Origin of the sequence: Pseudomonas sp. GM30 (assembly GCF_000282275.2) — a bacterium.
GTDB lineage: Bacteria > Pseudomonadota > Gammaproteobacteria > Pseudomonadales > Pseudomonadaceae > Aquipseudomonas.
Genome location: NZ_AKJP02000031.1, coordinates 113,130 through 136,117 on the forward strand (window position 1 = coordinate 113,130; position 22,988 = coordinate 136,117).

At 59.2% G+C, this 22,988-nt stretch carries 26 protein-coding genes and 1 pseudogene; 14 read left to right on the top strand and 13 right to left on the bottom strand.

Annotated elements, in window-relative coordinates; genetic code table 11:
* Positions 1 to 3: 3 nt before the first annotated feature.
* Complete coding sequence (locus tag PMI25_RS25550; RefSeq protein WP_007964796.1) at positions 4 to 960, bottom strand: putative 2-dehydropantoate 2-reductase; 957 nt, start codon at positions 958 to 960, stop codon at positions 4 to 6.
* A complete protein-coding gene (locus PMI25_RS25555; protein WP_052026419.1) occupies positions 961 to 1,347 on the bottom strand; it encodes a thioredoxin family protein in 387 nt (128 codons plus the stop codon).
* Here PMI25_RS25555 and PMI25_RS25560 point away from each other — a divergent pair.
* Complete coding sequence (locus PMI25_RS25560; protein ID WP_007964792.1) at positions 1,346 to 1,789, top strand: PilZ domain-containing protein; 444 nt, start codon at positions 1,346 to 1,348, stop codon at positions 1,787 to 1,789. The two genes, PMI25_RS25555 and PMI25_RS25560, sit on opposite strands and share 2 nt — an antisense overlap.
* A gap of 129 nt (positions 1,790 to 1,918) precedes the next feature.
* Positions 1,919 to 2,995, top strand: a complete 1,077-nt coding sequence (locus PMI25_RS25565) for a 3-deoxy-7-phosphoheptulonate synthase (RefSeq protein WP_007908583.1) — start codon at positions 1,919 to 1,921, stop codon at positions 2,993 to 2,995.
* Between the two features lie 60 nt (positions 2,996 to 3,055).
* On the opposite strand, the gene PMI25_RS25570 is transcribed toward PMI25_RS25565, so the two are convergent.
* Positions 3,056 to 3,337: a GNAT family N-acetyltransferase gene (locus tag PMI25_RS25570; RefSeq protein WP_003226804.1), complete on the bottom strand. Its 282-nt coding sequence runs from the start codon at positions 3,335 to 3,337 to the stop codon at positions 3,056 to 3,058.
* Between the two features lie 635 nt (positions 3,338 to 3,972).
* Here PMI25_RS25570 and oprI point away from each other — a divergent pair.
* On the top strand, positions 3,973 to 4,224 hold the full coding sequence (oprI, locus tag PMI25_RS25575; protein ID WP_003199355.1) for an outer membrane lipoprotei OprI: 252 nt from the start codon (positions 3,973 to 3,975) through the stop codon (positions 4,222 to 4,224).
* A gap of 121 nt (positions 4,225 to 4,345) precedes the next feature.
* Here oprI and PMI25_RS25580 read toward each other — a convergent pair whose 3' ends face one another.
* From PMI25_RS25580 to PMI25_RS28345, 3 genes and pseudogenes are all read right to left on the bottom strand, one after another.
* On the bottom strand, positions 4,346 to 5,317 hold the full coding sequence (locus PMI25_RS25580) for a L,D-transpeptidase family protein (protein WP_007964790.1): 972 nt from the start codon (positions 5,315 to 5,317) through the stop codon (positions 4,346 to 4,348).
* A 136-nt stretch (positions 5,318 to 5,453) separates the two neighbouring features.
* Positions 5,454 to 5,747 carry a hypothetical protein gene (locus PMI25_RS25585; protein ID WP_003226812.1) on the bottom strand — a complete coding sequence of 98 codons (294 nt, stop codon included), beginning with the start codon at positions 5,745 to 5,747 and terminating at the stop codon, positions 5,454 to 5,456.
* 57 nt (positions 5,748 to 5,804) lie between these two features.
* Positions 5,805 to 5,939, bottom strand: a pseudogene (locus PMI25_RS28345) (arylesterase); the annotation flags it as partial.
* 161 nt (positions 5,940 to 6,100) lie between these two features.
* Between PMI25_RS28345 and hxsA2 the strand changes: the two are divergent.
* Genes hxsA2 through hxsC form a run of 4 tightly spaced genes read left to right on the top strand, consistent with a single transcriptional unit; the run spans position 6,101 to position 9,296 of the window.
* Positions 6,101 to 6,385 (top strand): His-Xaa-Ser repeat protein HxsA2, encoded by a 285-nt coding sequence (gene hxsA2, locus PMI25_RS30040; protein ID WP_081755238.1) that lies wholly within the window; start codon positions 6,101 to 6,103, stop codon positions 6,383 to 6,385.
* Between the two features lies 1 nt (position 6,386).
* On the top strand, positions 6,387 to 6,689 hold the full coding sequence (locus PMI25_RS25590; RefSeq protein WP_007964786.1) for a hypothetical protein: 303 nt from the start codon (positions 6,387 to 6,389) through the stop codon (positions 6,687 to 6,689).
* Positions 6,682 to 8,139 carry a His-Xaa-Ser system radical SAM maturase HxsB gene (hxsB, locus tag PMI25_RS25595; RefSeq protein WP_007964784.1) on the top strand — a complete coding sequence of 486 codons (1,458 nt, stop codon included), beginning with the start codon at positions 6,682 to 6,684 and terminating at the stop codon, positions 8,137 to 8,139. The genes PMI25_RS25590 and hxsB overlap by 8 nt, the downstream gene beginning before the upstream one ends.
* Positions 8,133 to 9,296: a His-Xaa-Ser system radical SAM maturase HxsC gene (gene hxsC / locus PMI25_RS25600; RefSeq protein ID WP_045122198.1), complete on the top strand. Its 1,164-nt coding sequence runs from the start codon at positions 8,133 to 8,135 to the stop codon at positions 9,294 to 9,296. Before hxsB ends, hxsC begins: the two co-directional genes overlap by 7 nt.
* Positions 9,297 to 9,314: 18 nt before the next feature.
* Here the strand turns inward: hxsC and PMI25_RS25605 are convergent, their stop codons facing one another.
* Positions 9,315 to 9,920, bottom strand: a complete 606-nt coding sequence (locus PMI25_RS25605) for an arylesterase (protein WP_007964780.1) — start codon at positions 9,918 to 9,920, stop codon at positions 9,315 to 9,317.
* Between the two features lie 10 nt (positions 9,921 to 9,930).
* Between PMI25_RS25605 and PMI25_RS25610 the strand changes: the two genes are divergently transcribed.
* From PMI25_RS25610 to greB, 3 genes are read left to right on the top strand one after another with little or no spacing between them, the layout of a single operon-like run.
* A complete protein-coding gene (locus PMI25_RS25610) occupies positions 9,931 to 10,614 on the top strand; it encodes an ABC transporter ATP-binding protein (protein WP_007964778.1) in 684 nt (227 codons plus the stop codon).
* Entirely contained in the window at positions 10,614 to 13,118 is a 2,505-nt protein-coding gene (locus tag PMI25_RS25615; RefSeq protein ID WP_007964776.1) for an ABC transporter permease, read from the top strand. The genes PMI25_RS25610 and PMI25_RS25615 overlap by 1 nt, the downstream gene beginning before the upstream one ends.
* 34 nt (positions 13,119 to 13,152) lie before the next feature.
* Positions 13,153 to 13,650, top strand: a complete 498-nt coding sequence (greB, locus tag PMI25_RS25620; protein ID WP_007964774.1) for a transcription elongation factor GreB — start codon at positions 13,153 to 13,155, stop codon at positions 13,648 to 13,650.
* A 5-nt stretch (positions 13,651 to 13,655) separates the two neighbouring features.
* Here the strand turns inward: greB and PMI25_RS25625 are convergent, their stop codons facing one another.
* From PMI25_RS25625 to PMI25_RS25635, 3 genes are all read right to left on the bottom strand, one after another.
* Positions 13,656 to 13,964 carry a hypothetical protein gene (locus PMI25_RS25625; protein ID WP_003226820.1) on the bottom strand — a complete coding sequence of 103 codons (309 nt, stop codon included), beginning with the start codon at positions 13,962 to 13,964 and terminating at the stop codon, positions 13,656 to 13,658.
* Between the two features lie 248 nt (positions 13,965 to 14,212).
* Positions 14,213 to 14,647, bottom strand: coding sequence for a DoxX family protein (locus tag PMI25_RS25630; RefSeq protein ID WP_007964771.1), 435 nt, complete (start codon positions 14,645 to 14,647; stop codon positions 14,213 to 14,215).
* A gap of 108 nt (positions 14,648 to 14,755) precedes the next feature.
* Positions 14,756 to 16,177, bottom strand: a complete 1,422-nt coding sequence (locus PMI25_RS25635; protein WP_024164498.1) for a transglycosylase SLT domain-containing protein — start codon at positions 16,175 to 16,177, stop codon at positions 14,756 to 14,758.
* Between the two features lie 234 nt (positions 16,178 to 16,411).
* Here PMI25_RS25635 and PMI25_RS25640 point away from each other — a divergent pair, with 234 nt between their 5' ends.
* The 3 genes from PMI25_RS25640 to PMI25_RS25650 all read left to right on the top strand — a co-directional run bounded on the left by PMI25_RS25640 (position 16,412) and on the right by PMI25_RS25650 (position 19,454).
* A complete protein-coding gene (locus PMI25_RS25640) occupies positions 16,412 to 17,218 on the top strand; it encodes a TatD family hydrolase (protein ID WP_007963698.1) in 807 nt (268 codons plus the stop codon).
* Positions 17,219 to 17,393: 175 nt separating this feature from the next.
* On the top strand, positions 17,394 to 18,875 hold the full coding sequence (locus tag PMI25_RS25645) for a methyl-accepting chemotaxis protein (RefSeq protein WP_007963697.1): 1,482 nt from the start codon (positions 17,394 to 17,396) through the stop codon (positions 18,873 to 18,875).
* Between the two features lie 213 nt (positions 18,876 to 19,088).
* On the top strand, positions 19,089 to 19,454 hold the full coding sequence (locus tag PMI25_RS25650) for an Mpo1-like protein (protein WP_007963695.1): 366 nt from the start codon (positions 19,089 to 19,091) through the stop codon (positions 19,452 to 19,454).
* Between the two features lie 5 nt (positions 19,455 to 19,459).
* Here the strand turns inward: PMI25_RS25650 and PMI25_RS25655 are convergent, their stop codons facing one another.
* The 3 genes from PMI25_RS25655 to PMI25_RS25665 form a co-directional block, all read right to left on the bottom strand.
* Positions 19,460 to 20,254, bottom strand: a complete 795-nt coding sequence (locus PMI25_RS25655; protein WP_007963694.1) for an acyl-CoA thioesterase — start codon at positions 20,252 to 20,254, stop codon at positions 19,460 to 19,462.
* 244 nt (positions 20,255 to 20,498) lie between these two features.
* Entirely contained in the window at positions 20,499 to 21,263 is a 765-nt protein-coding gene (locus tag PMI25_RS25660) for a CHAD domain-containing protein (protein WP_007963693.1), read from the bottom strand.
* A 79-nt stretch (positions 21,264 to 21,342) separates the two neighbouring features.
* On the bottom strand, positions 21,343 to 21,621 hold the full coding sequence (locus PMI25_RS25665) for a hypothetical protein (RefSeq protein ID WP_007963692.1): 279 nt from the start codon (positions 21,619 to 21,621) through the stop codon (positions 21,343 to 21,345).
* Between the two features lie 217 nt (positions 21,622 to 21,838).
* On the opposite strand from PMI25_RS25665, the gene PMI25_RS25670 reads away from it, so the two are divergent.
* The gene (locus PMI25_RS25670; RefSeq protein WP_007963691.1) at positions 21,839 to 22,876 is read left to right on the top strand and encodes a patatin-like phospholipase family protein; all 1,038 of its coding nucleotides are present in this window, start codon (positions 21,839 to 21,841) and stop codon (positions 22,874 to 22,876) included.
* The last annotated feature ends 112 nt before the right edge of the window (positions 22,877 to 22,988 follow it).

The following is a 22,988-nucleotide window of genomic DNA, read 5'->3' on the forward strand; positions in this document are numbered from 1 at the left end:
GACTCAGGTGTTGCGTCGGTCGATGAAACTCAATGTGCGATACAGCGCTTCGATCCGTGGCAACTCACATCCTGCCGCTTTGGCGGCGGCCAATGGCCGGGCGTAAATAGCCTCTAGTTCCAGCGGCCGCTTGTGCAGGAAATCGTGGTACATGCTCGGCCAATAGTCAGGCATATTTTCAGTCATCATGAATAGGTATTCGGCATAACCGGGCGGTATTTCATGACCACAAGCCCTCGCGCCCTGCACCACTTCGGCCATCAACGCCTGGATCAGCGCGCGACTATCAGCGTCAGCCATCAGCGGCGTAGTGCCGGCACCGAGCAACACCGAGAGCCCGTTGTAGGGAATATTCCACACCAGTTTCTGCCAGCGTGCCTGATGCAGATTGGCCATCGCTTGCGAATCGATACCGGCGGCGCGGAACAGACCGGCGCCCTCCTCGACCAGTGCCGTGCGCGCCGCTTCATCCGCCGCCGAGCCACTGTGATAGCCGACATTCACCGCCCCCAACGCCTGATGGGTGATGTGGCCCGGCCCTTCGCGATGCACGCAGATCAGGCACAGACCACCGAGCAGATGCAGGGAGTCGGGGAGCAACTCGCGCAGGCTGTCTTCGACGTCCAGACCGTTTTGCAGCACCAGCACTTTCGCGCCGGGCCTGGCCGCAGCAATGATCGCCGGGGCCAGACCGGCGCTGCTGGTGGTCTTGGCGCCGACCAGCAACCAGTCGCAGGCCGGCATGTCCTCGGCCTTGGCATACGCTTGCACCGGGTTCAGCGTCAGCGTGCCATGCACCGCACTGTCCACCTGCAAACCACGTTCGGCCACCGCCGAGAATTCACTGCGCAGTAAAAAGTGCACATCGAAACCGGCCCGCGCCAGCATCAGCCCGTAAAACCCGCCAATCGCGCCGGTGCCGATGATCCCGATCACCGGTTTGCTGTCTGCTCCCACCATCTATGGCAACTCCTCTGCAATTCGACCCAGTGCCTGAGCCACAGCCGCGTTCAGCGCAGCGGCGGTCAGGCGCGTGTGCAATGCCCCAAAGAACTCGCCGTCGCGCACCACAAACAGCGCCGGCAAATGAAAGACCTGATAGCGCTCCACCAACCCGCCGTTGTTGCCGGCATCGATCCAGCACAGGCGATCCACCGCCAGCTCGAACCCGGGCAACACCTCTCTGGCATAGCGGCAGCTGGAACAGCCGACACTGGTGAAAATCACCAGCGAAACGCCGCTCATCGCCAGCAGCCGCTGGTCGGCGTCGAAATCGGTCAGCTTGGATTCGACCACTATACTGGGGGAAACAATGTCAAATGGCCGACACAGGGAGTCTGTGCTCATGGGACGTTTCATTCCTCATCCGGACGAAGTGCCGGTTGAATTAACCTTGCTCAAGCCCGAGTGTATTTCCAGGCAACAGCTGCACACTATCAGCCTAGGCGGGATCGCTTGCAATTATCACCGCGCCTGGCGCCACGGCACGGCGCTGCAGGTGCGCATGCCGACACTCAATGCCGACATCTGTTATCCGGGCTATGTCGCATGGTGTCTGCGGCGCAAAAAAGGCTATCTGGTGGGGATCGCGTTCACCGATGAGCAGACGCTGTTCAGTGCCCGGATGGGCGAACAGGTGTGCCAGATCGAACGTTATTGCCGCATGAACGAGGCCCACGACGATCTGCAGGATATTCAGGCGCTGGCCCTGCAATGGGTCGAACAACACGCCGACGAGTTCTCGCACGACAGCGTGCGCAAGGCTTTTGCCCAGCCAGTGCTGGATTAAAGCCGCGTTTGCCCATTGTCGAGCCGCGTCTGACGCGCTAAGGTTCGGCTCCCCGACGCGCTTAAATCTGCTGTGCTCCGCCGCGCGGGGATCGCTGGCGGCCGGCACCCGTGACCTGACGAGTAAACGATGGCTGATTTACCGATCAACGACCTAAACGTCGCCTCTAACGAGACCCTGATCACTCCCGATCAGCTCAAGCGTGATATCCCTCTGAGCGACGCTGCCCTGCGCACCGTCACCAAGGGCCGCGAAGTCATTCGCAACATTCTTGATGGCACCGACCACCGTCTGTTCGTAGTGATCGGCCCGTGCTCGATCCACGATATCAAGGCTGCCCACGAATACGCCGATCGCCTCAAGGTGCTGGCGGCGGAAGTCTCCGACACCCTGTATCTGGTCATGCGCGTGTATTTCGAGAAGCCACGGACCACCGTCGGCTGGAAAGGCCTGATCAACGATCCGTACCTGGATGACTCGTTCAAGATTCAGGACGGTCTGCACATTGGCCGCCAGTTGCTGCTGGACCTGGCCGAGAAAGGCCTGCCGACCGCCACCGAAGCGCTCGACCCGATCTCCCCGCAGTACCTGCAGGATCTGATCAGCTGGTCGGCCATCGGCGCGCGTACCACCGAATCCCAGACCCACCGTGAAATGGCTTCCGGCCTGTCCTCAGCCGTCGGCTTCAAGAACGGCACCGACGGCGGCCTGACCGTGGCGATCAATGCCCTGCAGTCGGTGTCCAGCCCGCACCGTTTCCTCGGTATCAACCAGGAAGGTGGCGTGTCGATTGTCACCACCAAGGGCAACGCCTACGGTCACGTGGTGCTGCGTGGCGGCAACGGCAAGCCGAACTACGATTCGGTCAGCGTCGCCCTGTGCGAGCAGGCGCTGAACAAGGCGAAGATCAAACCGAACATCATGGTCGATTGCAGTCACGCCAACTCCAACAAGGACCCGGCCCTGCAACCGCTGGTGATGGAGAACGTCGCCAACCAGATCCTCGAAGGCAACCAGTCGATCATCGGTCTGATGGTCGAGAGTCATCTGAACTGGGGCTGCCAGGCCATCCCGAAAGACCTCGCCGACCTGCAATACGGCGTGTCGATCACCGATGCCTGCATCGACTGGTCCGCCACCGAGAACACCCTGCGCAGCATGCACGCCAAGCTCAAGGATGTTCTGCCGAAACGTCAGCGCAGCTGATCTGCGTTTCACGGGCATAAAAAAACGCCGGGCATTGCCCGGCGTTTTTGTGTGTGCGATTCAGATCTTGGCGGCGCGGCGCTGATGACGCTCCATGTAGCGCTCGACGTAGGAGCACGACGGGATCACCGTGTAGCCCATTTCTTCGGCGTACTGCAGCGCGCTTTCGGTCAGCGCGGCGGCAATGCCACGGCCGCGCAAGGCATTGGGCACGAAGGTGCGATAGATATCCAGGGTCTGTTTCCCCAGATCCATATAGGTCAGGTAGGCACGATGACCGTCCACATTGGTCTCGAACTGATGACCAGCCTGGTCATGGTGGATGGACAACGCCTCGCTCATCACTACTCCTCGCGGGTCTTGAATTCTGACCCCTACCTTACCGATGTTTTTCCGGCGAAGGAACATCTACGCCACCCCGTGCCTGATGGACACCGAGAAAAACCACACCGATCTCGCACAACCGAGCACGTGATAAATAGTAGGCACCATTGGCGAAAATGCTCAAGGTGCGCTCGTCATCATGCTGGTTGACCGGGTGACTCCGATGGACGCAGCGGCGAGAGCAGGGAGGATCTTCCCGAAGCGCTCACCGGAACATTGCCGAATGTCGAGACTTAAGACGCGGGCGCTTCTTTAAAGTCACCTCAAGAGTGACAAAGATATGTGAGGCGTCATGCAAAATCGGAACAAAAGTGTAGACGAATTCATCTAGGCAGACTTGGTGCAACACGCAGAAACAGCACCGGGCAGCGGGAACTTTTTCTCATTAACACGCTCAGGCCGGGGCTTGCAGCTGGATATTTTTTATACAGCCCAGTTAAAAGTTGCTCGAAAAAGAATCAACGCCTACAATTTTTTTTGCTTCTTGCGCTCCGTCAGTTTACTTACTACAAGTAATGGGTAGTATGTACGCCGGCTATTTCCTCAATCGGAGGAGAAAGCCACTTAATTGAAAGTCCTTGAAGGGGAACACGATGAACAACGTTCTGAAATTCTCTGCTCTGGCTCTGGCCGCAGTTCTGGCTACCGGTTGCAGCAGCGCATCGAAAGAAACCGAAGCACGTCTGACCGCTACTGAAGACGCAGCTGCTCGCTCCCAAGCTCGTGCAGACGAAGCTTACCGTAAAGCTGATGAAGCTCTGGCTGCTGCTCAAAAAGCACAACAGACTGCTGACGAAGCTAACGAGCGTGCTCTGCGCATGCTGGACAAAGCTAGCCGCAAGTAATAATCCCTCGGGATTGTTATCAAGCCGACCCATTTTTTGGGTCGGCTTTTTTATTGCCGGCAGCTTTGTCCAGGCAATAAAAAACCGCCGACGCTTAAGCATCGGCGGGTCCGGATCGCGCTTACTGTTGCAAGTCGATCGGTGTGCTCGAAACCATCGGCGCCGAGGTATTCGGCGTGCCGATTTCAGTTGGCAGGCCATCTTCGGCCGCCACTACGTCACGCACCACATCCCAGTTCACGCGCAGATTGTTGGTGACATCTTCACGCTTGAGCATCGCGTTGATCACCGCTGTGTGCTTGTCGACCACCGACGGGTTGCCCTTGTCATCGATTGGCGTGTGCGCTTCGAGATACACCTTGCCGCCACTGCTGCCGAACTTGTACGCATCGTTGAGAATGCGCACCGAAGTGCCGACCGGCACCATGGCCGCCATTTCCAGCACGTTGTTATTGAACATGCGGAAGCAACCGTGGCTGGTGCGCATGCCAATACCGAACTTCTTGTTCGAACCATGGATCAGGTAGCCCGGAGTGCCCAGGGTGAACTTGAACGGACCCAGCGGGTTGTCCGGGCCGGCCGGTACCACGTTCGGCAGCGGATCACCGTCGGCGGCGTGCTCGGCCTTGATCGACGCCGGAGGCGTCCAGGTCGGGTTCGGCGTCTTGGCGGTGATCGAGGTGTGCGCGATTGGCGAGCCCCAACCTTCACGCCCAATCCCCAGCGGGAAGGTGTACACCACGTTGCGGCCTTTCGGGAAATAGTAGAGGCGGTATTCAGCAAGGTTGATCACGATGCCTTCACGCGGACCCGGCGGCAGAATGAACCGGGTCGGCAGGACGATTTCGGTACCGGCGCCCGGCAGCCAGGCATCGACGCCCGGGTTGGCCGCAACCATCTCCGAATAACCCAGGTCGTATTGGGTGCCCAGGTCAGCGAAGGTATCTTCGTACTTGGCCTTGATCACCTGCACCTGGCCGATGATGTCCTCACCGGGTGGTGGCAGGGGAAACTCCAATGCAGCAACGGGACCGGCCACACACAGGGCGGCAAGTGACAGGCAGCGGGTGACGGCAGGAAAGCGCGGCAACATCCGGAAAATCCTTCGCATGATCAACAAGGGTATAAGAGCGCGATTGTACACCGCACCTCGAGAATTCGGGGAGATGCGCCGATGGGCAGCCAGAAGTCTTCATGTAGGATCTGCCGCAGGCTGCGATCTGTTGATCTTAAAGCTCGAAACGCAACTCCGGCCAGATCGGCGAGGTGCCGCGCTTCTGCGATTCAAGAATCGCCCGGCACAACGAACACAGACGCTGATCCTGGAACACCCGGCGATCCACACTCGACCAGCGCGGTTGCGCCGGCAGCAGACTGCCACACAACGTGCGGTCTGCCGAGCCACCGAGTTCGAGCTGACGGGTCACCAGATGCACCCGCACTTCCTGGCAGGCGAACAGATCCAGCTGTTCGTCAGGCTCGATCAGTTGGTAGGCAAACAGGGACCAGGCAGGACGCGGCATCGGGGGCTCCAAATAAGGGGGCGCCACATTAGCCGAAAGCCTGCCGCTAGAAAAGCCTCAAAGCAGCGGTTTTAGCGTCGGCCAGACATTTTCAAGCAACTTGCCCTGAGCACCGGCTGCCGGGTGCAGACCATCGGCCTGCATCAGCTCGGGATGCCCGCCTACGCCGTCGAGGAAAAACGGCACCAACGGGAGACTATTCATAGATGTATCAGCCTGAAACCTAGATTCCTTGTTACGTCTGTCGGATTTTTACTGCGGAACGCTCAGCCAAGTTAATTCCACATTGACATCACGCTCATCGGACGGAGAGACTCAGCGAGTAACCCCACCCCTGATAAGGAAATCCAATAATGAAAAATCGCTCCTTTTTGGTACCTATGGCGACTCTGGCAGCAGCAATTTCTACAGAGCATGCCTCAGCATCAGCACCTCACCAGATCACCGTCCCCGCCATTGACCAAACAATCGCAACCCAGTCGCCTTCTCAGAGCGAAAACCTTTCGGTACGCGGCGGCAACGATCTGTTCACATTTGTGCTGAAACGCGGAGACCAAGGTCAATTCATGGCCTACCACAGCTCTCACAGCTCCCACTCGTCGCACAGTTCACATAGTTCCCATCATTCTGGCTCCTGACATGAAGCAGGAAACGACGCTCGTATTTGACCAGCAGCTTTACGAAGCGCAAGTTCTGCAAAAAGCTGCTTATCGGGCGATGAGCTCGCTGACGGTTGATATCGCGTGCGCTGATGGAAAATTTAGCTGCGTTTTGTCCTCGAATATCGGCGTCGAAGAGCCTTCATTTCTACTCGCTGTCCAAGAATTCAAGAAAGACGTGATCGACTACCAACTGCGCTACCAGTTGAATATTGAAACGTTGCCCATCAAAAACCTGATTCTTGGGCTGGCTTTCTCGAAAACCGGACTGATCAGTGAGTAAATTTCAGAAGCTGGATTTCTATGCTCAGCAACGCCCTTACGAGCTGCTGCCATTCAAATTCGACCGTTTAAATGACTGCGAATACGTCATTACCAATATGGCGGGCGAGTACCTCGTCCTGCCAATGCCTGCACTCGAACCGCTGATCAGCAGAACGCTGCCACTTACCTCAGAGCTGATCCCAACGCTCCGTTCGAAGCAGTTCATTCGCTTTCAAGAAGAGGAGGCGCCTCTCCAGCTACTCGCTCTCAAGATACGCACCCGCTTGTCCAGGCTCGCTCAGTTCACCAATCTGCATATCTTTGTTGTAACCCTTCGATGTGACCATAGCTGCCCCTATTGCCAAGTCTCACGGCAATCGGAAAGCAGAGATGAATTCGACATGACCTCAGAGATGGCTGATCGGTCATTGGATTTCGTTTTCATGTCACCGAATCCGGCCATCAAAATTGAGTTTCAGGGCGGTGAGCCCCTGCTGAATTTTGAGATGGTGAAATACATTGTCCTTGAGGCTGAAAAACGCAACCTCAAAGAGGGCCGTGACCTTCAGTTCGTGATTGCAACCACGCTTTCGCTGTTAACAGATGAAATGCTTGTTTTCTGCAAGCAGCACCGCATTGTCCTTTCATCCTCCCTCGACGGACCGGTGAATCTCCACAATGCCAATCGCCCGCGCCCTGGGCGGGACAGTCACCAACGATTCGAAGAAGGGTTAACAAAAGCACGCGCAGCACTCGGGTACGATCAAGTGTCTGCTCTGATGACGACCACCGACAAGAGCCTACCCCACGTCAAAGCCATCATAGATGAGTACCTGCGCCTCGGCTTTGATGGGATATTTCTCCGAACTCTCTCGCCGTATGGCTTCGCAATCAAAACCAAGAAATTCCTGTCATATGATACTGAGCGCTGGCTAGACTTTTACAAAGAAGGTCTTGAATACATCATCAAGCTGAACAAGTCCGGCATACGATTTGTGGAGCAGTACTCATCGCTTGTGCTGGCAAAAATGCTCACATCAACAGACCCCGGATTCGTTGATCTGATGAACCCCGCAGGTGCTGGAATTGCTGCCATCGTCTTCAATTATGATGGCTCCGTTTACGCTTCGGATGAGAGTCGCATGCTTGCTGAAATGGGCGACCACACCTTCAGATTAGGTAATATTCTGGAACAATCCTATGAGGAGATCATCCTCTCGGATCAACTCTTAGATGCCTTGGAAGATTCCTTCACACTGAGTTCGCCCATGTGTTCAGACTGCGCATTTGAACCCTTCTGTGGCTCAGAACCTGTTTACCATCACGCCATGCACAAGGATCTGGTAGGAAGAAAGCCAGAATCCTCCTTTTGTAAGCGAAACATGGCGATCTTTAAGCACCTCATTGAGTTGATGGAAAACGACGAAGGCACAAAACGGATTTTCATGGGATGGGCCAATCGATGCTAAAGCTCAGTGGCAAAATAATCCGCATCCAAGCAGTTGATGTTTCCAGGGATCTCACGCTAATCAAGGTTTCCACAAACAGGGACCTGCCCCAGATCCTGCGAAGAGAAATGGCTTACTTGGTTACCGGGCACCCTCTCCCCGTGGGATTTGCGCATTATCTTCTGACTGAGCAGCATCAGGATTTGGCTAAAGAACTCCCGCTGGATTCCGACTACTCGATTCTGCCGAATGACTACGATTACATCGATAACAATGACATTGTCCGGCTTTCTGCTGATCGTCAAAGCATACGGGTTCTGTTTCGGGCTTCGTCGCCGAACAACAGCATTCTGCTAACTGAGCAGTGCAACAACTATTGCCTCATGTGCTCACAGCCGCCCAAAGCAGTCGATGACTCATGGATACTCGATGAAATCGAAAGCTTGATCCCGTTGATCCCAAAAGAAACCCGCGAGCTAGGATTCACTGGTGGAGAGCCAACGACTAATAGGGAGCGTTTTCTCAAAATTGTCAGCCTGACGAAAAGCTACCTACCGAGAACCGCCATTCATATCCTTTCGAACGGAAGAAGCTTCAAAGACTCAAGGTTTGCTGAAAAATATGCGGAAATAGGGCTACCTGATGCAATGGTCGGGATTCCCGTCTATTCAGATGATCCAACCCTTCATGACTATATCGTGCAAGCTCAAGGTGCATTCGACGAAACCATTCAGGGCATTCTGAACCTGAAACGCTTGGGGCAGAAGGTTGAGATTCGGGTCGTCTTGCACAAACTGTCGATCCAGCGGCTTCCTCAGCTATGTGAGTTCATTGCGCGCAATCTCTTGTTCGTCGATCAGGTTGCGTTGATGGGGCTTGAAATGATGGGGTTTACCCGCGCCAATCTTGATGAGCTTTGGATTGACCCCATTGAATACAAAGACATTCTCAGCAAATCGGTACAGATTCTTACCAAATATGGAATGAACGTTTCGGTCTACAACCATCAGCTGTGTCTGGTCAACCCAGACATTCTTCCGCATTACCGAAAATCAATCAGCGACTGGAAAAATGAGTTTGCGCCGGAATGCCTGACCTGCCGAAGGCAAAGCGAATGCGGAGGATTTTTCGCGTCCGGGATCAAGTTTGGATACAGCAAACAGCTCACTCCCTTCTGAAGCCTCCGTACGGCCAATTCAAAGCAAGGGTTTTAGCGTCGGCCAGACATTTTCCAGCAACTTGCCCTGAGCCCCGGCTGCCGGGTGCAGACCATCGGCCTGCATCAGCTCGGGATGCCCGCCTACGCCGTCGAGGAAAAACGGCACCAACGGGATTTTTTTATCGTCGGCGAGTTTGCCGTAGACCTCGGCAAAGGCATCGGTGTAACGCTTGCCGTAGTTGGGCGGCAGTTGCATACCGAGCAACAGGACCTTGGCGCCGCTCTGACGCGAGCTGTCGATCATCGCCGCAAGGTTTTGTTGCAATTGCGTTGGCGGCATTCCGCGCAGGCCGTCATTGCCCCCAAGCTCAAGGATCACCAGTTCCGGCTTGTGCTCTGCAAGCAGCGCCGGCAGGCGTGCCTGGCCTCCGGCACTGGTGTCGCCGCTGATCGAGGCATTGACCACTTTGTCGTCAAAACCCTCCTGCTTGAGCCGTTGCTCGAGCAGCGATACCCACCCCAAGCGGGTATCCAGTCCGAAACCGGCGCTGATACTATCGCCAACGATCAGGACAGTACCCGCCGCTGCGTTCTGGGCCATGCACATCAAGGCCAGGCCAGCACTCAAAAACCAAACACGCATCGGATTCTCCATGGGCGCAAGCATTCTCACCGCGAAGAACCTCAGCAAAGTGGTTCCCAGCGCGGAAGGTGAACTGACTATCCTGCACGAACTCAGCCTGGAACTGAACCAGGGCGACAGCCTGGCCATCGTCGGCGCGTCCGGTTCCGGCAAATCCACCCTGCTCGGCCTGCTCGCCGGCCTCGACCTGCCAAGCAGCGGCGAAGTCATCCTCGCGGGGCAGGGCCTGAGCAATCTCGACGAAGACCAGCGCGCGCGAATCCGTGCCGAACACGTGGGTTTCGTCTTTCAGTCCTTCCAGTTGCTCGACAGCCTCAACGCCCTGGAAAACGTCATGCTGCCGCTGGAACTCGATGGCCGCAAAGACGCCCGCGAACGCGCCACCGAACTGCTGCAACGGGTCGGTCTCGGCCAGCGCCTGACGCACTCGCCGCGCCAGCTCTCCGGCGGCGAACAACAGCGCGTGGCGATTGCCCGGGCCTTCGCTGCCGAGCCGGACGTGCTGTTCGCCGACGAACCCACCGGCAACCTCGACAGCCACACCGGCGAGCGCATCAGCGACTTGCTGTTCGAATTGAACAAGGAACGCGGCACTACTCTGGTACTGGTGACCCACGACGAACGCCTGGCCCATCGCTGCCGGCGCCTGATCCGACTTGAAGCCGGGCTGCTGGTTGCCCCTCTGGAGCCTTGATGGCACGTCTGCCGCTGTTGCGTCTGTTCAGTCTCGCCCTACGTCAACTCCTGCGCGATGCCCGCGCCGGGGAATTGCGCGTGCTGTTCTTTGCCCTGGTCGTCGCAGTGGCGGCGAGCACCGCCATCGGCTACTTCGGTAACCGCCTCAACGGTGCAATGATGCTGCGCGCCACCGAGTTCCTTGGCGCCGACCTGGTGCTTGAGGGCAGCTCGCCGGCCCGCGACGAACAGATTCGCAGCGGCACCGAGCTGCGCTTGAATCATGCGCAGGTGGTGGAGTTTTCCAGCGTCATTGCCACCGACAACGGCATTCAGTTATCGAGCATCAAAGCCGTCGACCGCGCCTACCCACTGCGCGGCGAACTGAAAAGTGCCCCGGCCCCGTTTGCCGCTGAAACGCCGGGCGGCGAGCCGCAACCCGGTGAAGCCTGGGTTGAAGCTCGTCTGCTGACTGCGCTGGATCTGAAGATCGGCGACAGCATCGACGTCGGCATGAAAACCCTGAAGCTGACCCGCGTGTTGACCTACGAACCGGATCGCGCCGGCAACTTCTACAGCCTCACGCCTCGGGTGATGATCAACCTCGACGACCTCGCCGCCACCGGTGTGGTGCAGCCCGGCAGCCGCGTGAGCTATCGCGAGTTGTGGCGCGGCGAACCACAGGCACTGGAAACCTATCGACAACTGATCAAGCCAGGGTTGGCGGCGAATCAGCGAATTCAGGATGCCCGCGACGGCAACCGGCAGATTGGCGGCGCGCTGGGCAAGGCCGAGCGTTATCTGAACATGGCCAGTCTGGTCGCAGTGTTGCTCGCTGGCGTTGCAGTCGCGTTGTCGGCCAACCGCTTCGCCAGCCGCCGCTTCGATGCCAGCGCGCTATTGCGCTGCCTTGGTCTGTCACGTCGGGAAACCATGCTGCTGTTCAGCATTCAATTGACCGTACTCGGTCTATTCGCTGCCCTCAGTGGCGCAGTGCTCGGCTGGCTGGCACAACTGGGACTGTTCGCTCTGCTGCATGATCTGTTGCCCGCCGATGTGCCACCGGGTGGGTTGTTTCCGGCGCTCGCCGGGATCGGCACCGGGCTGGTGGCGCTCGCCGGGTTCGCCCTGCCGCCACTTGCCGCGCTGGGTCGGGTGCCGCCGCTGCGGGTGCTGCGCCGTGACATGCTGCCGATCCCGTCGAGTACCTGGATGGTCTATGGCGCGGCACTGGGTGCACTGGGCCTGATCATGTGGCGTCTGAGTCTCGATCTGCTGCTGACCTTCGCCCTGCTTGGCGGTGGCGTGGTCGCCGCGCTGGTGCTGGGTGGCTTGCTGCTGTTGCTGCTCAACAGCCTGCGACGGATGCTCGCCCGTGCGCCGCTGCCGTGGCGCCTCGGTCTGGGCCAGTTGCTGCGTCATCCGCTGGCAGCGGCCGGGCAAGCGCTGGCGTTCGGTTTGATCCTGCTGTCGATGGCCTTGATTGCCCTGCTGCGCGGCGAACTGCTCGACACCTGGCAAAACCAGTTGCCGAAAAACGCTCCGAACTATTTCGCCCTGAACATTCTGCCCGCCGATAAGCAGGCCTTCACCGATCATCTGGTCAATGTGTCCGCGCAAGCGGCGCCGCTGTACCCGGTGGTGCCGGGACGGCTGATCAGCATCAACGGCGAACCGGTGCAGCAAATCGTCAGCAAGGATTCGGCCGGCGACCGCGCCGTGCAACGGGACTTGAGCCTGACCTGGGCTGCCGACCTCCCGGCCGGCAACAAGCTCACCGCCGGTTCGTGGTGGACCGGGCAACCCTCGGATGATGTACCGGGCGTATCGGTTGAAGGCAAAGTCGCCGAAAGCCTCAAGCTCAAACTCGGCGATCACATGGTGTTCAGTGTCGGCGGGGTCAATCGTGAGGCGAAGGTCGCCAGCCTGCGCGAGATCAACTGGGACAACTTCCAGCCGAACTTCTTCATGATCTTCCAGCCCGGCACGCTGAGAGATCTGCCGGCGACCTACCTGACCAGTTTCTATCTGGCACCCGGTCACGATCAGCAGATTGTCGAGCTGTCGCGGGCCTTTCCGGCGGTGACCATCCTGCAGGTCGAAGCGCTGCTGGAACAACTGCGCAGCATCCTCGCCCAGGTCACCCTGGCGGTGGAATACGTGTTGTTGTTTGTCTTGGCGGCGGGGATGGCGGTGCTGTTCTCCGGCTTGCAGGCAACGCTGGATGAACGCATTCGCCAAGGCGCGCTGTTACGTGCGCTGGGGGCGCAACGGCAATTGCTGGTCAAGGCCCGGCGTATCGAGTTCGGCTTGCTCGGGGCGGTCAGCGGCCTGCTCGCGGCCATCGGCTCGGAAGTGGTGAGTCTGGTGTTGTATCGCTTCGCATTCGATCTGCCATGGCATCCGCACCCGTGGCTGCTGGTGTTGCCATTGATTGGCGCTGCACTGATTGGCGGTGCCGGGGTGTTCGGCACGCGTCGGGCGTTGAATGCGAGTCCGCTGACAGTCTTGCGCGAGGGTTGATAGACTCCAGCCTTCGTCACCACAAGAAGTTGCCATGAGCCGTTATCGCCCTCCCCGCACCGCCGGCACCGCGCTGATCACCCCTGAAGGTGAAGCGCGGATGCGCGCCGAATTCCATGAGCTGTGGCATGTGCGCCGCCCGCAGGTGACGCAAGCGGTCAGCGAAGCGGCGGCGCAGGGTGATCGCTCGGAAAACGCCGAGTACACCTACGGCAAGAAAATGCTGCGCGAGATCGACAGTCGCGTGCGATTTCTCACCAAGCGTCTCGAAGCACTAAAGGTCGTCAGCGAAAAACCCAGCGATCCGAACAAGGTCTACTTCGGCGCCTGGGTCACCATCGAGGACGAAGACGGCAAGCAATCGCGCTACCGCATCGTCGGCCCGGATGAACTGGATCTGAAACTGGGTCTGATCAGCATCGACTCACCACTGGCCCGCGCCTTGATCGGCAAGGCGCTGGACGCCGAAGTCCGGGTACAGACGCCAACCGGTGAACAGTTTGTCTATATCGTGGCGATCGATTATCCCTGAGCGATTCAGCGGCGGGTGATCAAACCCTGCCGCGCAACGCGGGTCAGTTGCTTGATCATTTCCGGAGCGTCTTCAGCGCTCGGCGCCTGAATCACTGCCAGATCAAAACTGTCACTGGCGAACCGCGCCAGCGACTCGCCGTCTTCAACGAACTGGATCAGGAACGCGGCAGGACCGCCGCTGCGACGTGGCCAGCCATCGAGATAACGCAACAGCGTTGGCTGATGTTTGCCGCCAAGCAGGATTTTCGGGTTGCGCTGGGTGATATGTGCCGTGATCGGCGCGGGACGTGCTGGAGGGCGTAGTGCATTCATCGTGTCGTGTCTCTGCCTCAAAAGTCTGCATGGCAGGTGAGAGGCAACACCGAACCAGCGCTTTAGCGGTATTTCGAAGCCCTGTTCCGGCTTCTGACGGCAACTGTCTGAGTCACCTGGCGCCCCGCAAGTAGCTGTTTAAATCGGCGCATGAGCAACATCCTAGAGAACGTGACCGACGGGTGTCAAGAATCAGCCGCAACAAAAAAGGCCCGCACAATGCGGGCCTTTTGCTTGATCCAGAGCGCTCAACCGGCGATGGCGCGATCCACCGACAGCTTGCCGGCGCCTTCGATCATCACCGCGAGGCTGCCACCGAGCAGCGCCAGGGCAAACTCGTAACCGTTGTTGGCCATGAACAGACCGTTGCTGATGTGTACGGTGAAAATCGCCACCAGCGAGAGGAAGGTCAAACCCAAGGCTGCCGGGCGCACCAGCAGGCCGATGATCAGCGCCAGGCCGGCGAAGAACTCGGTACCGCCGGCCAGCGTGGCCATCAGGTAACCCGGGTGCAAGCCGATGCTGTCCATGTATTGCGCAGTGCCCGCCAGACCATAACCACCAAACAGACCAAACAGCTTTTGCGAACCGTGGGCGGCGAAGATCACGCCGACCGCGATGCGCAGAATGGTCAGGCCGTAACCGGCGCGGGTGAACAGAACCTTGTTGATCAGAGAGCTCATGGGGCATTCCTTGTTTAGCGAGAAGTGTGTTGGGATTGGCCGCTATATTAATCAGTTAAATTCATGTTAAAAGCGCAATTATTCCGCCATAACAATCAAATTATTCGATTACTTCCGTGAGGCGACTTTCTGGCCCCGGGGCTCCAACGACTCCCGCTCACGGTCGTACGCCAGGTAGTACTTGTTCACGCTATTAACATAGCTGACGGGACCCATGCCCACCTGTTCCATGGCGATGCGCTCGACCTGAAAGAACCACTGGTTCGGATTCAGCCCGCGCCGGCGTGCCTCGGCGCGCATGCCTTGCACCCTCTCCGGGCCGATGTTGTAAGCCGCCAGAGTGAATGCCATGCGCTCGCGCTCATTGAGTTTCGGACTGTTGAAAAACTTGCGGCGGATCATCGCCAGGTATTTGGCCCCGGCCTGCACGTTCGCATCGAGATTCTGAATATTGTTCACGCCGACCCGCTGCGCTGCGGACGGGGTGATCTGCATCAACCCGGTCGGGCCACTGCCGCTACGGGCGCTGGGTTGCAGGGCTGACTCCTTGAAGGCCAGCGCCGCCAGGTTCAGCCAGTCCATGCTTTGTGCGTCGGCGTGTTTTTGCAGGGTCGGGCGCAGTTTCTCCAGACGCTGGCGGTCAGCCTTGGCCAACGGATAGTGCACTTGGTAGAGCCGTCGATAGATCCGCAGAAACTCTGCATCCTCGTTCGCCGGCTTCTTGTAGCCGCCCAGAAAGCGATCGATGCTCGCCCGCAACATCGAGGCATCACGGCGCACGAACCAGTATTCCTCACCCGGCTCGCTGATCATCAATTGTCGGTCGAAACGCAGCTTGGGCAGGATCTTGCCCCAACGCTCGGCGATCGGTTGCTCGACGATGGTCAGGTGGAAAATCCCGCCCTGCACCATCTCCAGCACGTCTTCGACCGCCAGTGTCGGGTCGACCCATTCGATCTTGATCGGCGCCAGTTTGTGCAACGCCAGTTTCTGATTGAGCTGGCTGACCGCCTCCCCCGCCGCACTGCCGGTCGGCAAGGCCAGGGTCTTGCCGGAAAGCTGCTCGACCTTGGTGTAACGGCGCTCGCCCTTGATGCCGACCAGCACCAGCGGCACGTTGCTGGCGATCGGCTCACTGCTGGCAACCGCGTGGCCAGGTTGCAGATCGAGCAGCTCACCGGGCGCGACCAGATCTCCTTCACCGCGCTGCAGCGCGCCGAGCAGTTGATCCTTGGCTTTGGGAATGATCTTGAGGGTGATTTCCTGGCCGTCACGGGCGTGGCCATTGAGGTATTGCTCGAAGGCGCGCAGGCGATGGTATTCGACGCCAATGGCCTGGCCCTGGACTTCACCGGAGCTGTTGCGGCTCTGGTTGACCAGCACCCGCAACACGCGACTGCTGCGAATCTCCGACAGGTCGCGAACCTTGGCGGCCGGCACGGCTTGCAGGGGCCCGGGCAAGCGCGCAACCGCCGTTATCGGCAGCAGCAGCGACGCACACAGCAGGAGCAAAACCGAGGGACGATGCATCCACTCTCCGGAAAGAATACGGGGCGTTTTACCGCTGAACGGTCAAAAACACCGACAAAAACAGAGCGCCTGGAGCGCTGGCAAAGTGCGAGAGACTGGCACAGTGATGGCATTTGCGCCAACCCGGGCTGCGTCACGGCATCAAAAGACAGCTATAACTCGTTGTAGTTCTTGGCTTTTCTTATAAATCTACTGCTCTGGTATGCTTTCCGGCCTTCGGCCCGAGGTAGAACCATGCAACTCATCGATATCGGCGTCAACCTGACCAACCCCAGTTTCGCCGAAAAACATCAGGCGGTACTTGATCGCGCCTACGCCGCCGGGGTCTGCCAATTGGTGCTGACCGGCACCAGCGTCGAGGGTAGCGAACAGGCGCTGGAGCTCTGCCGGCAACTGGATGACAGCGGCCAGCATCTGTTCGCCACCGCCGGCATTCACCCGCATTCGGCCAGTGACTGGAACGCTGACAGCGCGCGCCGTCTGCGCAGCCTGCTGCAAGAGCCAAACGTGGTCGCCGTGGGTGAATGCGGGCTGGATTTCAACCGCGATTTCTCGCCGCGCCCGCAACAGGAAAAAGTCCTCGAAGAACATCTGGCGCTGGCAGTAGAACTGCAATTGCCGGTGTTCCTGCATGAGCGGGATGCCAGTCAGCGTCTGCTGGAAATCCTCAGGGACTTCCGCGATCAACTGCCCGCCGCCGTGGTGCACTGCTTTACCGGCGAGCAAAAAGCCCTGTTCAGTTACCTCGATCTGGACCTGCACATCGGCATCACCGGCTGGATCTGCGACGAGCGCCGCGGCACGCACCTGCATCCGCTGGTCAAGGAGATCAAGCGCGGACGACTGATGCTCGAAAGCGACGCGCCGTACCTGCTGCCGCGCACTTTGCGGCCAAAACCGAAGAACGGTCGTAATGAGCCGGCGTATCTGACCGAAGTGCTGCGCGAAGTGGCGTTGCACCGCGGCGAGAGCGAGGACGATCTGGCGGCGCATACCACGGCGTGTGCCCGGGCGTTCTTCAACCTGCCGGCACTGGTTTAAACAGCAAAAGATCGCAGCCTTCGGCAGCTCCTACATTGAGAGGGTGAATTCCCTGTAGGAGCTGCCGAAGGCTGCGATCTTTTGATCTGTTGACCCACATCAAGCCCGACTTCCAACATAGAGGCACAATAATGGCACCTTGCCGAAACTGTTTCCGCTATCAGAGAAGACCTCCATGGGTGCCTGGCTTAGCAATATCTCGCTGAAATACAAATTCTGGGCGGTCAATGCGGTCGCCTTCGTCACCACCCTGCTGCTGGTGTTGTACGCCGTGCAGCTTGAGCAGCAGGCCCGCAGTCAGGCGTCGAAAACCTCCGCACAGGCCCAGGCGCAATTGCTCAAGGCCTGGCCGGCCGGGCAGGCGCTGCCCAAGGCCGATCAAGTGCTGACTTTCAAACGGGGTGAAGCACCGCGCCTCAACGACCAGCCTGTGCTGGAAATCAGCGACAGCAACGGCTGGAACGAGGTCAATCACCTGCCGCTGTTAGGCAACAACCCACTGATGGGTGCCGAAGTGTTCAGTCGTGCCGACGGCCAGCAAGTCGCGGTCATCGCCTATGGCCCAAGTCTGGCGCAGGTGTTCAGCGAACGCTTTGCCAACTACGCCGTTGCCGTGTTCATCTTGATGTTCGCCATGCTCTGCGCTTCGCAGCTGCTGATCCGCTTCCTGCTCAGTCAGCTCAACACGTTGAAGGACGTGATGCTGCATGTCGAGAAAAGCGGTGACCTCTCGGCACGCGTGCCGCTGGCCTGCAAGGATGAAGTCGGGCAGATGGCCAATGCGTTCAACGCGATGCAGGCCGGTTATCAGCGCGTGGTTACCACCGTTGCCAACACGGCGCGGCAACTGGACGTCGGCGCCGCGCGTCTGGCGTCGAGCATGAACGAAGTGCGCCACGGCATGCTCGGTCAACAGAGCGAAACCGATCAGGCCGCCACCGCAATCAACGAGATGACCGCCACGGTTTATCACATCGCCCAGCACGCCGGCGCCACTCGCGATCTGTCGCAGACCGCCGATGGTCTGGCCGGCAGCGGTCAACAAGTGGTCAGTCGGGTGCAGCAGTCGATTGCCGGACTCTCCAGCGGTGTGCAGCAGACTGCCGAGATGATCCAGCGCCTGGCCGAGGACAGCCAGAAGATCAACGGTGTGGTCAGTGTGATCCACAGCATCGCCGAGCAAACCAACCTGCTTGCCCTCAACGCCGCCATCGAAGCGGCGCGTGCCGGCGAGATGGGCCGTGGCTTTGCGGTGGTCGCCGACGAGGTGCGCAATCTGGCCAAACGCGTTCAGACTTCCACCGATGAAATCACCACCATGGTCTCGGCGCTGCAGGCCGGCACCCGCGATGCGGTGGACTTCATGCAGGAGAGTTCGTACAAGGCCGACGACTGCGTGCAGCAGGCGCAGGAGGCGGGCGAGGCGCTGGCGGAAATCACTGGCGCGGTGGCGCAGATGCGCGAGAGCAACACGCAGATTGCGGTGGCGGCCGAGCAGCAGAGTCAGGTCGCGGAAGAGATGAATCGGGCGGTGGTGAGCATTCGTGATGTGACCGAAAACACTGTGCAACAGACCGTGGATTCGGCGACTACCAGCAATGAGTTGGCGACATTGGCCGGGGAGCTGAGCAAGGCAATCGGGCAGTTGAAACTCTGAAGGCGCCTTCGCGAGCAAGCTCGCTCCCACAGGGGATTTGTGTACACCACAGATATCCTGTGGGAGCGAGCTTGCTCGCGAAGGCGTCAGCCGGGTCAACATCGAATCCGGCGATGACGCCTATCACCACCATAGCCAACCTTGATTCGCCTCCCCCCTTGCCCCGGCCTATTCTTCAAGCATGTGTTCAACATGGATCGAGGAGTAGTCAACATGGGCAAACGTCACCCTAACCTTCCCGCGTGGCAATGGCGCGCGTACCCGGACAATCACCAGCACCCGACCAATCTGGTGTTGCACCTGATTGCCGTGCCGCTGTTCATCGTTGCGTTTCTGCTGATCGTGTCCGGGGTGTTCAGCCTGAGTCTGGCCAGTGTCGCCATTGGTATGATCGGTATCGTCGCGGCGCTGGGTCTGCAGCGCCACGGCCACAGCCTGGAGGCGCAAGTCTCCGAGCCGTTCAGTGATCGCAAAGATGCGGTGTCACGCTTGCTGGTCGAGCAGTTCCTGACCTTTCCACGGTTTTTCCTCAGCGGCGGCTGGTGGCGCGCCTGGCGTGAGCGCCACCGTCGGCACTGAGTGACTCAGGCAAAAATCGTCACGGTCTGGCGACTCATGGCGATCAACTCTCCCTCCGCGCTCCACAGCTTGGCGGCGACATGGCCGTAGCCGTCGGCAGCGTACTCGATGTCCGCCAGGTATTTACACCAGTCCAGCGTGCTCAAGTCGCGTAACGGCTGTACGAATTCGATGGTCCAGGTCAGCGTGCTGCCCGGTGCCGGTTTCTTCAGGTACGGCAACAGTGCCGGTGGCCACGCATCCACCAGCGCCAGCAGATGCGCTTCATTGACCGGCTCTTCCTTCACATCGCCACGCAAGCGCACCCAGCCGCCCATCTGCCGCGATTGATTGCCGGTGAACGGCATGCCGCCGACACTCCAGCGCATCGCCAGATGCCGCATGAACTCCGGGGTCACGCCTTTGATATAGGGCAGTTCCGGGCATTCGTCCCAGTGTTTCATTTCCACCGCCGGGTAGGCCTCGACCGCCACTTCCGAAGGCCGCGAAGCACCGAAGCTGCCCTGCACGATCGTCACCACCTGACCGTTCTGCATCGCACGACCCAGTACCTGACTGACCGCTTTGCCTTCGCGCAACACATCGACTTCGAAACGCACCGGGACGTCCGGCTCCACCGGGCCGACAAAGGTGATCGCCAGCGAACGCACCGGGCGCTCGGCCGGCACCCTGGCGCGCATGGCTTCGTATTGCAGCGCTGCTACCAGGCCACCAAAACTGGCTCGACCCTGGCCCCATTCGGCAGGAATGGTCAGTTCTGGATCGCGGCGAACCGCCTCAATCAGATCGGAAAAGCGCATGACAACCTCGGCAAGCGAAAAAAGGAATGCAGCGATCTTAACCAGCATGGCAAAGCGCCGCAGCGTCTATTCCGGTCAAATGGACTGACAGAAAGGCCTTAACTCAATATCAACCGCACCGCAGATCCCTTGTAGGAGTGAGCCTGCTCGCGATGAGTTCGTATCAGTCGACATCAATGTTGACGAATATAACGCTATCGCGAGCAGGCTCACTCCTACAGGAGATATGTGCCGATATTGGGGGTTATTTGAAGCAGGCTGAACTGAGTTTATCCAGCACGCGATCGGCCTTGGCTTCAGCCTTGATCAGGCCCGCCTGCCAGGTCGCGACGCAGGGTTGCAGATCGCTTTCCAGCTCGGCCCGCGCCTGCCACTGCCAGCAATCGTGCCAGTCGCCCAGCGCGCCCTGCGCAGACTTCAATCGCGCCAGCGCTGATTCAGGCAGGCGATCGAGTTCCGGGTAGGCTTCGATGCCATAACGCACGCGCTTGATCAGCAGGCGCAGACGATGGCGGTCATGGGCCGGATCGTGCAGGGCCTCGTCGAGTTTTTTCCATTGTTTGTGCAGGCGTTTTTCGATGCGCTTGCCCAAGCCCTTGAGCAGCCCCTGACGCTCGGAAGCACGCAGGAATCGCGGGAAGGCGTCGAGGATGATCAGCAGCGAAGCCACTTCGGCGCTCGCGGCCAATGCGGGATAGGCTTCGTCCATTTGCGCCATGCGTCGCTGTGCGGCTTGCGGCTGATCGTGCTTGAGCAGGTAGGCGGCCAACACCTCGCGGTCGCGCCACGGTGTGGTCAACTGCCCCACCGCAGATGCCGCCACTTCCAGTTGCTCGACTCCGGGCAAACCACGCAAGGGTCGCAACAGGCTGCGCAAGCGCCGCACCGTGGTGCGCAAGTCGTGCAGCGCCTCGGGGTCGGTACGCGCGGTCAGGCGCGCCTGACAGGCGAGCAGTCGAACTTCCAGGCTCAGGACATGAGCCACCAACCGGTCAACCAACGCAGACATCGCTTGCTCCTGATTCAAATGGCTTGAAAGACCAGTCTGCCGCTGCAAGGCAGACGCATCCTTGCGTCAAGTCAGCAGCTTAGCGCCCGGCGCGGGATTCGCGAATATAGAAACGGGCTTTCTCGGCTTTGTTGCTGCAGCCTTCAAAGCCTTCGAATTGCTGTTGAGTCTTGGCCGCCGTCAGCAACGACAGCGCCTTGGAGTAGCTGACCGTGCCGGCGAAACCTTCGGCCTTGGCCAGGTCCAGTTCATGCCACGCCGCATCCAGCTGACTGCCACAGCTGTCCCGATAAGCAGTCTTGCCCGCGCAACCGGCCAATGCCAGCGCGATCAACGGCACACAGATCCAGGCTTTCATCACTCACACCTCAAAATAGGTCAACAGTCGTGCAGGTAAGACGTTGCGGCGCGGGAAAAGTGCCTTGGCGCCCCATGAATCTGCGGTGACCAAAGGATAGCGCCGAGTGGTCATGGAGTATCGAAAAAACGACGCCCCTGCGGCCCCGAACGACCCTGACGATTGTCGCCCGCCCCCGGATGGGTGCATTGTGCAAGCTTGTCGGGGAGGAAGCTGGATGAAAAAGCGTGTCGCACTGGTACTGGGTTCCGGTGGCGCCCGGGGCTATGCCCATATCGGGGTCATCGAGGAGATCGAAAGACGCGGTTACGACATCGCCTGCATTGCCGGTTGTTCGATGGGCGCAGTGGTCGGCGGGATCTATGCGGCAGGCAAACTCGACGAGTACCGCGCCTGGATCGAATCCCTCGATTATCTGGATGTGCTGCGGCTGGTGGACGTGAGTTTTCGCCTTGGGGCGATTCGTGGCGAAAAGGTCTTCGGGCAGATCCGCAAGATCGTCGGCGAGATCAACATCGAAGACCTGCGCATCCCCTACACCGCGGTCGCCGCCGATCTGACCAACCAGCAGGAAATCTGGTTTCAGGAAGGTTGCCTGCATCAGGCGATGCGCGCCTCGGCGGCGATTCCCAGCCTGTTCACCCCGGTGATGCAGGGCAACCGGATGCTGGTGGACGGCGGCATTCTCAATCCGTTGCCGATCGTGCCGGTGGTGTCCAGTCATTGCGACCTGATCATCGCCGTCAATCTCAACGCAACCAACCAGCGGCATTACAAATTGCCGGTGATCCAGCGCCCGCCGGCGTTTCGTTCGCGCTTCGACAGCCTGCTCAGTTCGCTGGGTTCGAAGATGCCGTTCCGCCGCAAACAGGCCGAACAATTGCTGTTGCTCGAACAGGAAGCCTTGCGCGCCGAAGCGGCAGACATCAATCCGTGGCTGGAGGGCAGCGAGCCGGAAAGTCAGCAACCGGCAGCCGCCCCTGAGCGCGAAGGTGCGCCGAAGTCCGCCACCGGTTCGTTCATCATCGACAACGTCGGGCCGGCGTCACTGCTGGACCTGATCAACCAGAGTTTCGAGGTGATGCAGACTTCGCTGGCGCAGTACAAGATCGCCGGCTATCCGCCGGACATTCTGATCAACGTGCCGAAGCGCGTGTGCCGGTTTTTCGAGTTCTACAAGGCGCCGGAGCTGATCGCGCTGGGGCGGGAGATTGCGCGGGATACGCTGGATCGGTATGAGAGTGAGCAGGGTTGAAATCCTGAAAGTACTTCAGTGTTTTTTCTGGACTCTTCGCGAGCAAGCTCGCTCCCACAGGGGAATGCATTCCAAATGTGGGAGCGAGCTTGCTCGCGAAAGCGCCGGATCG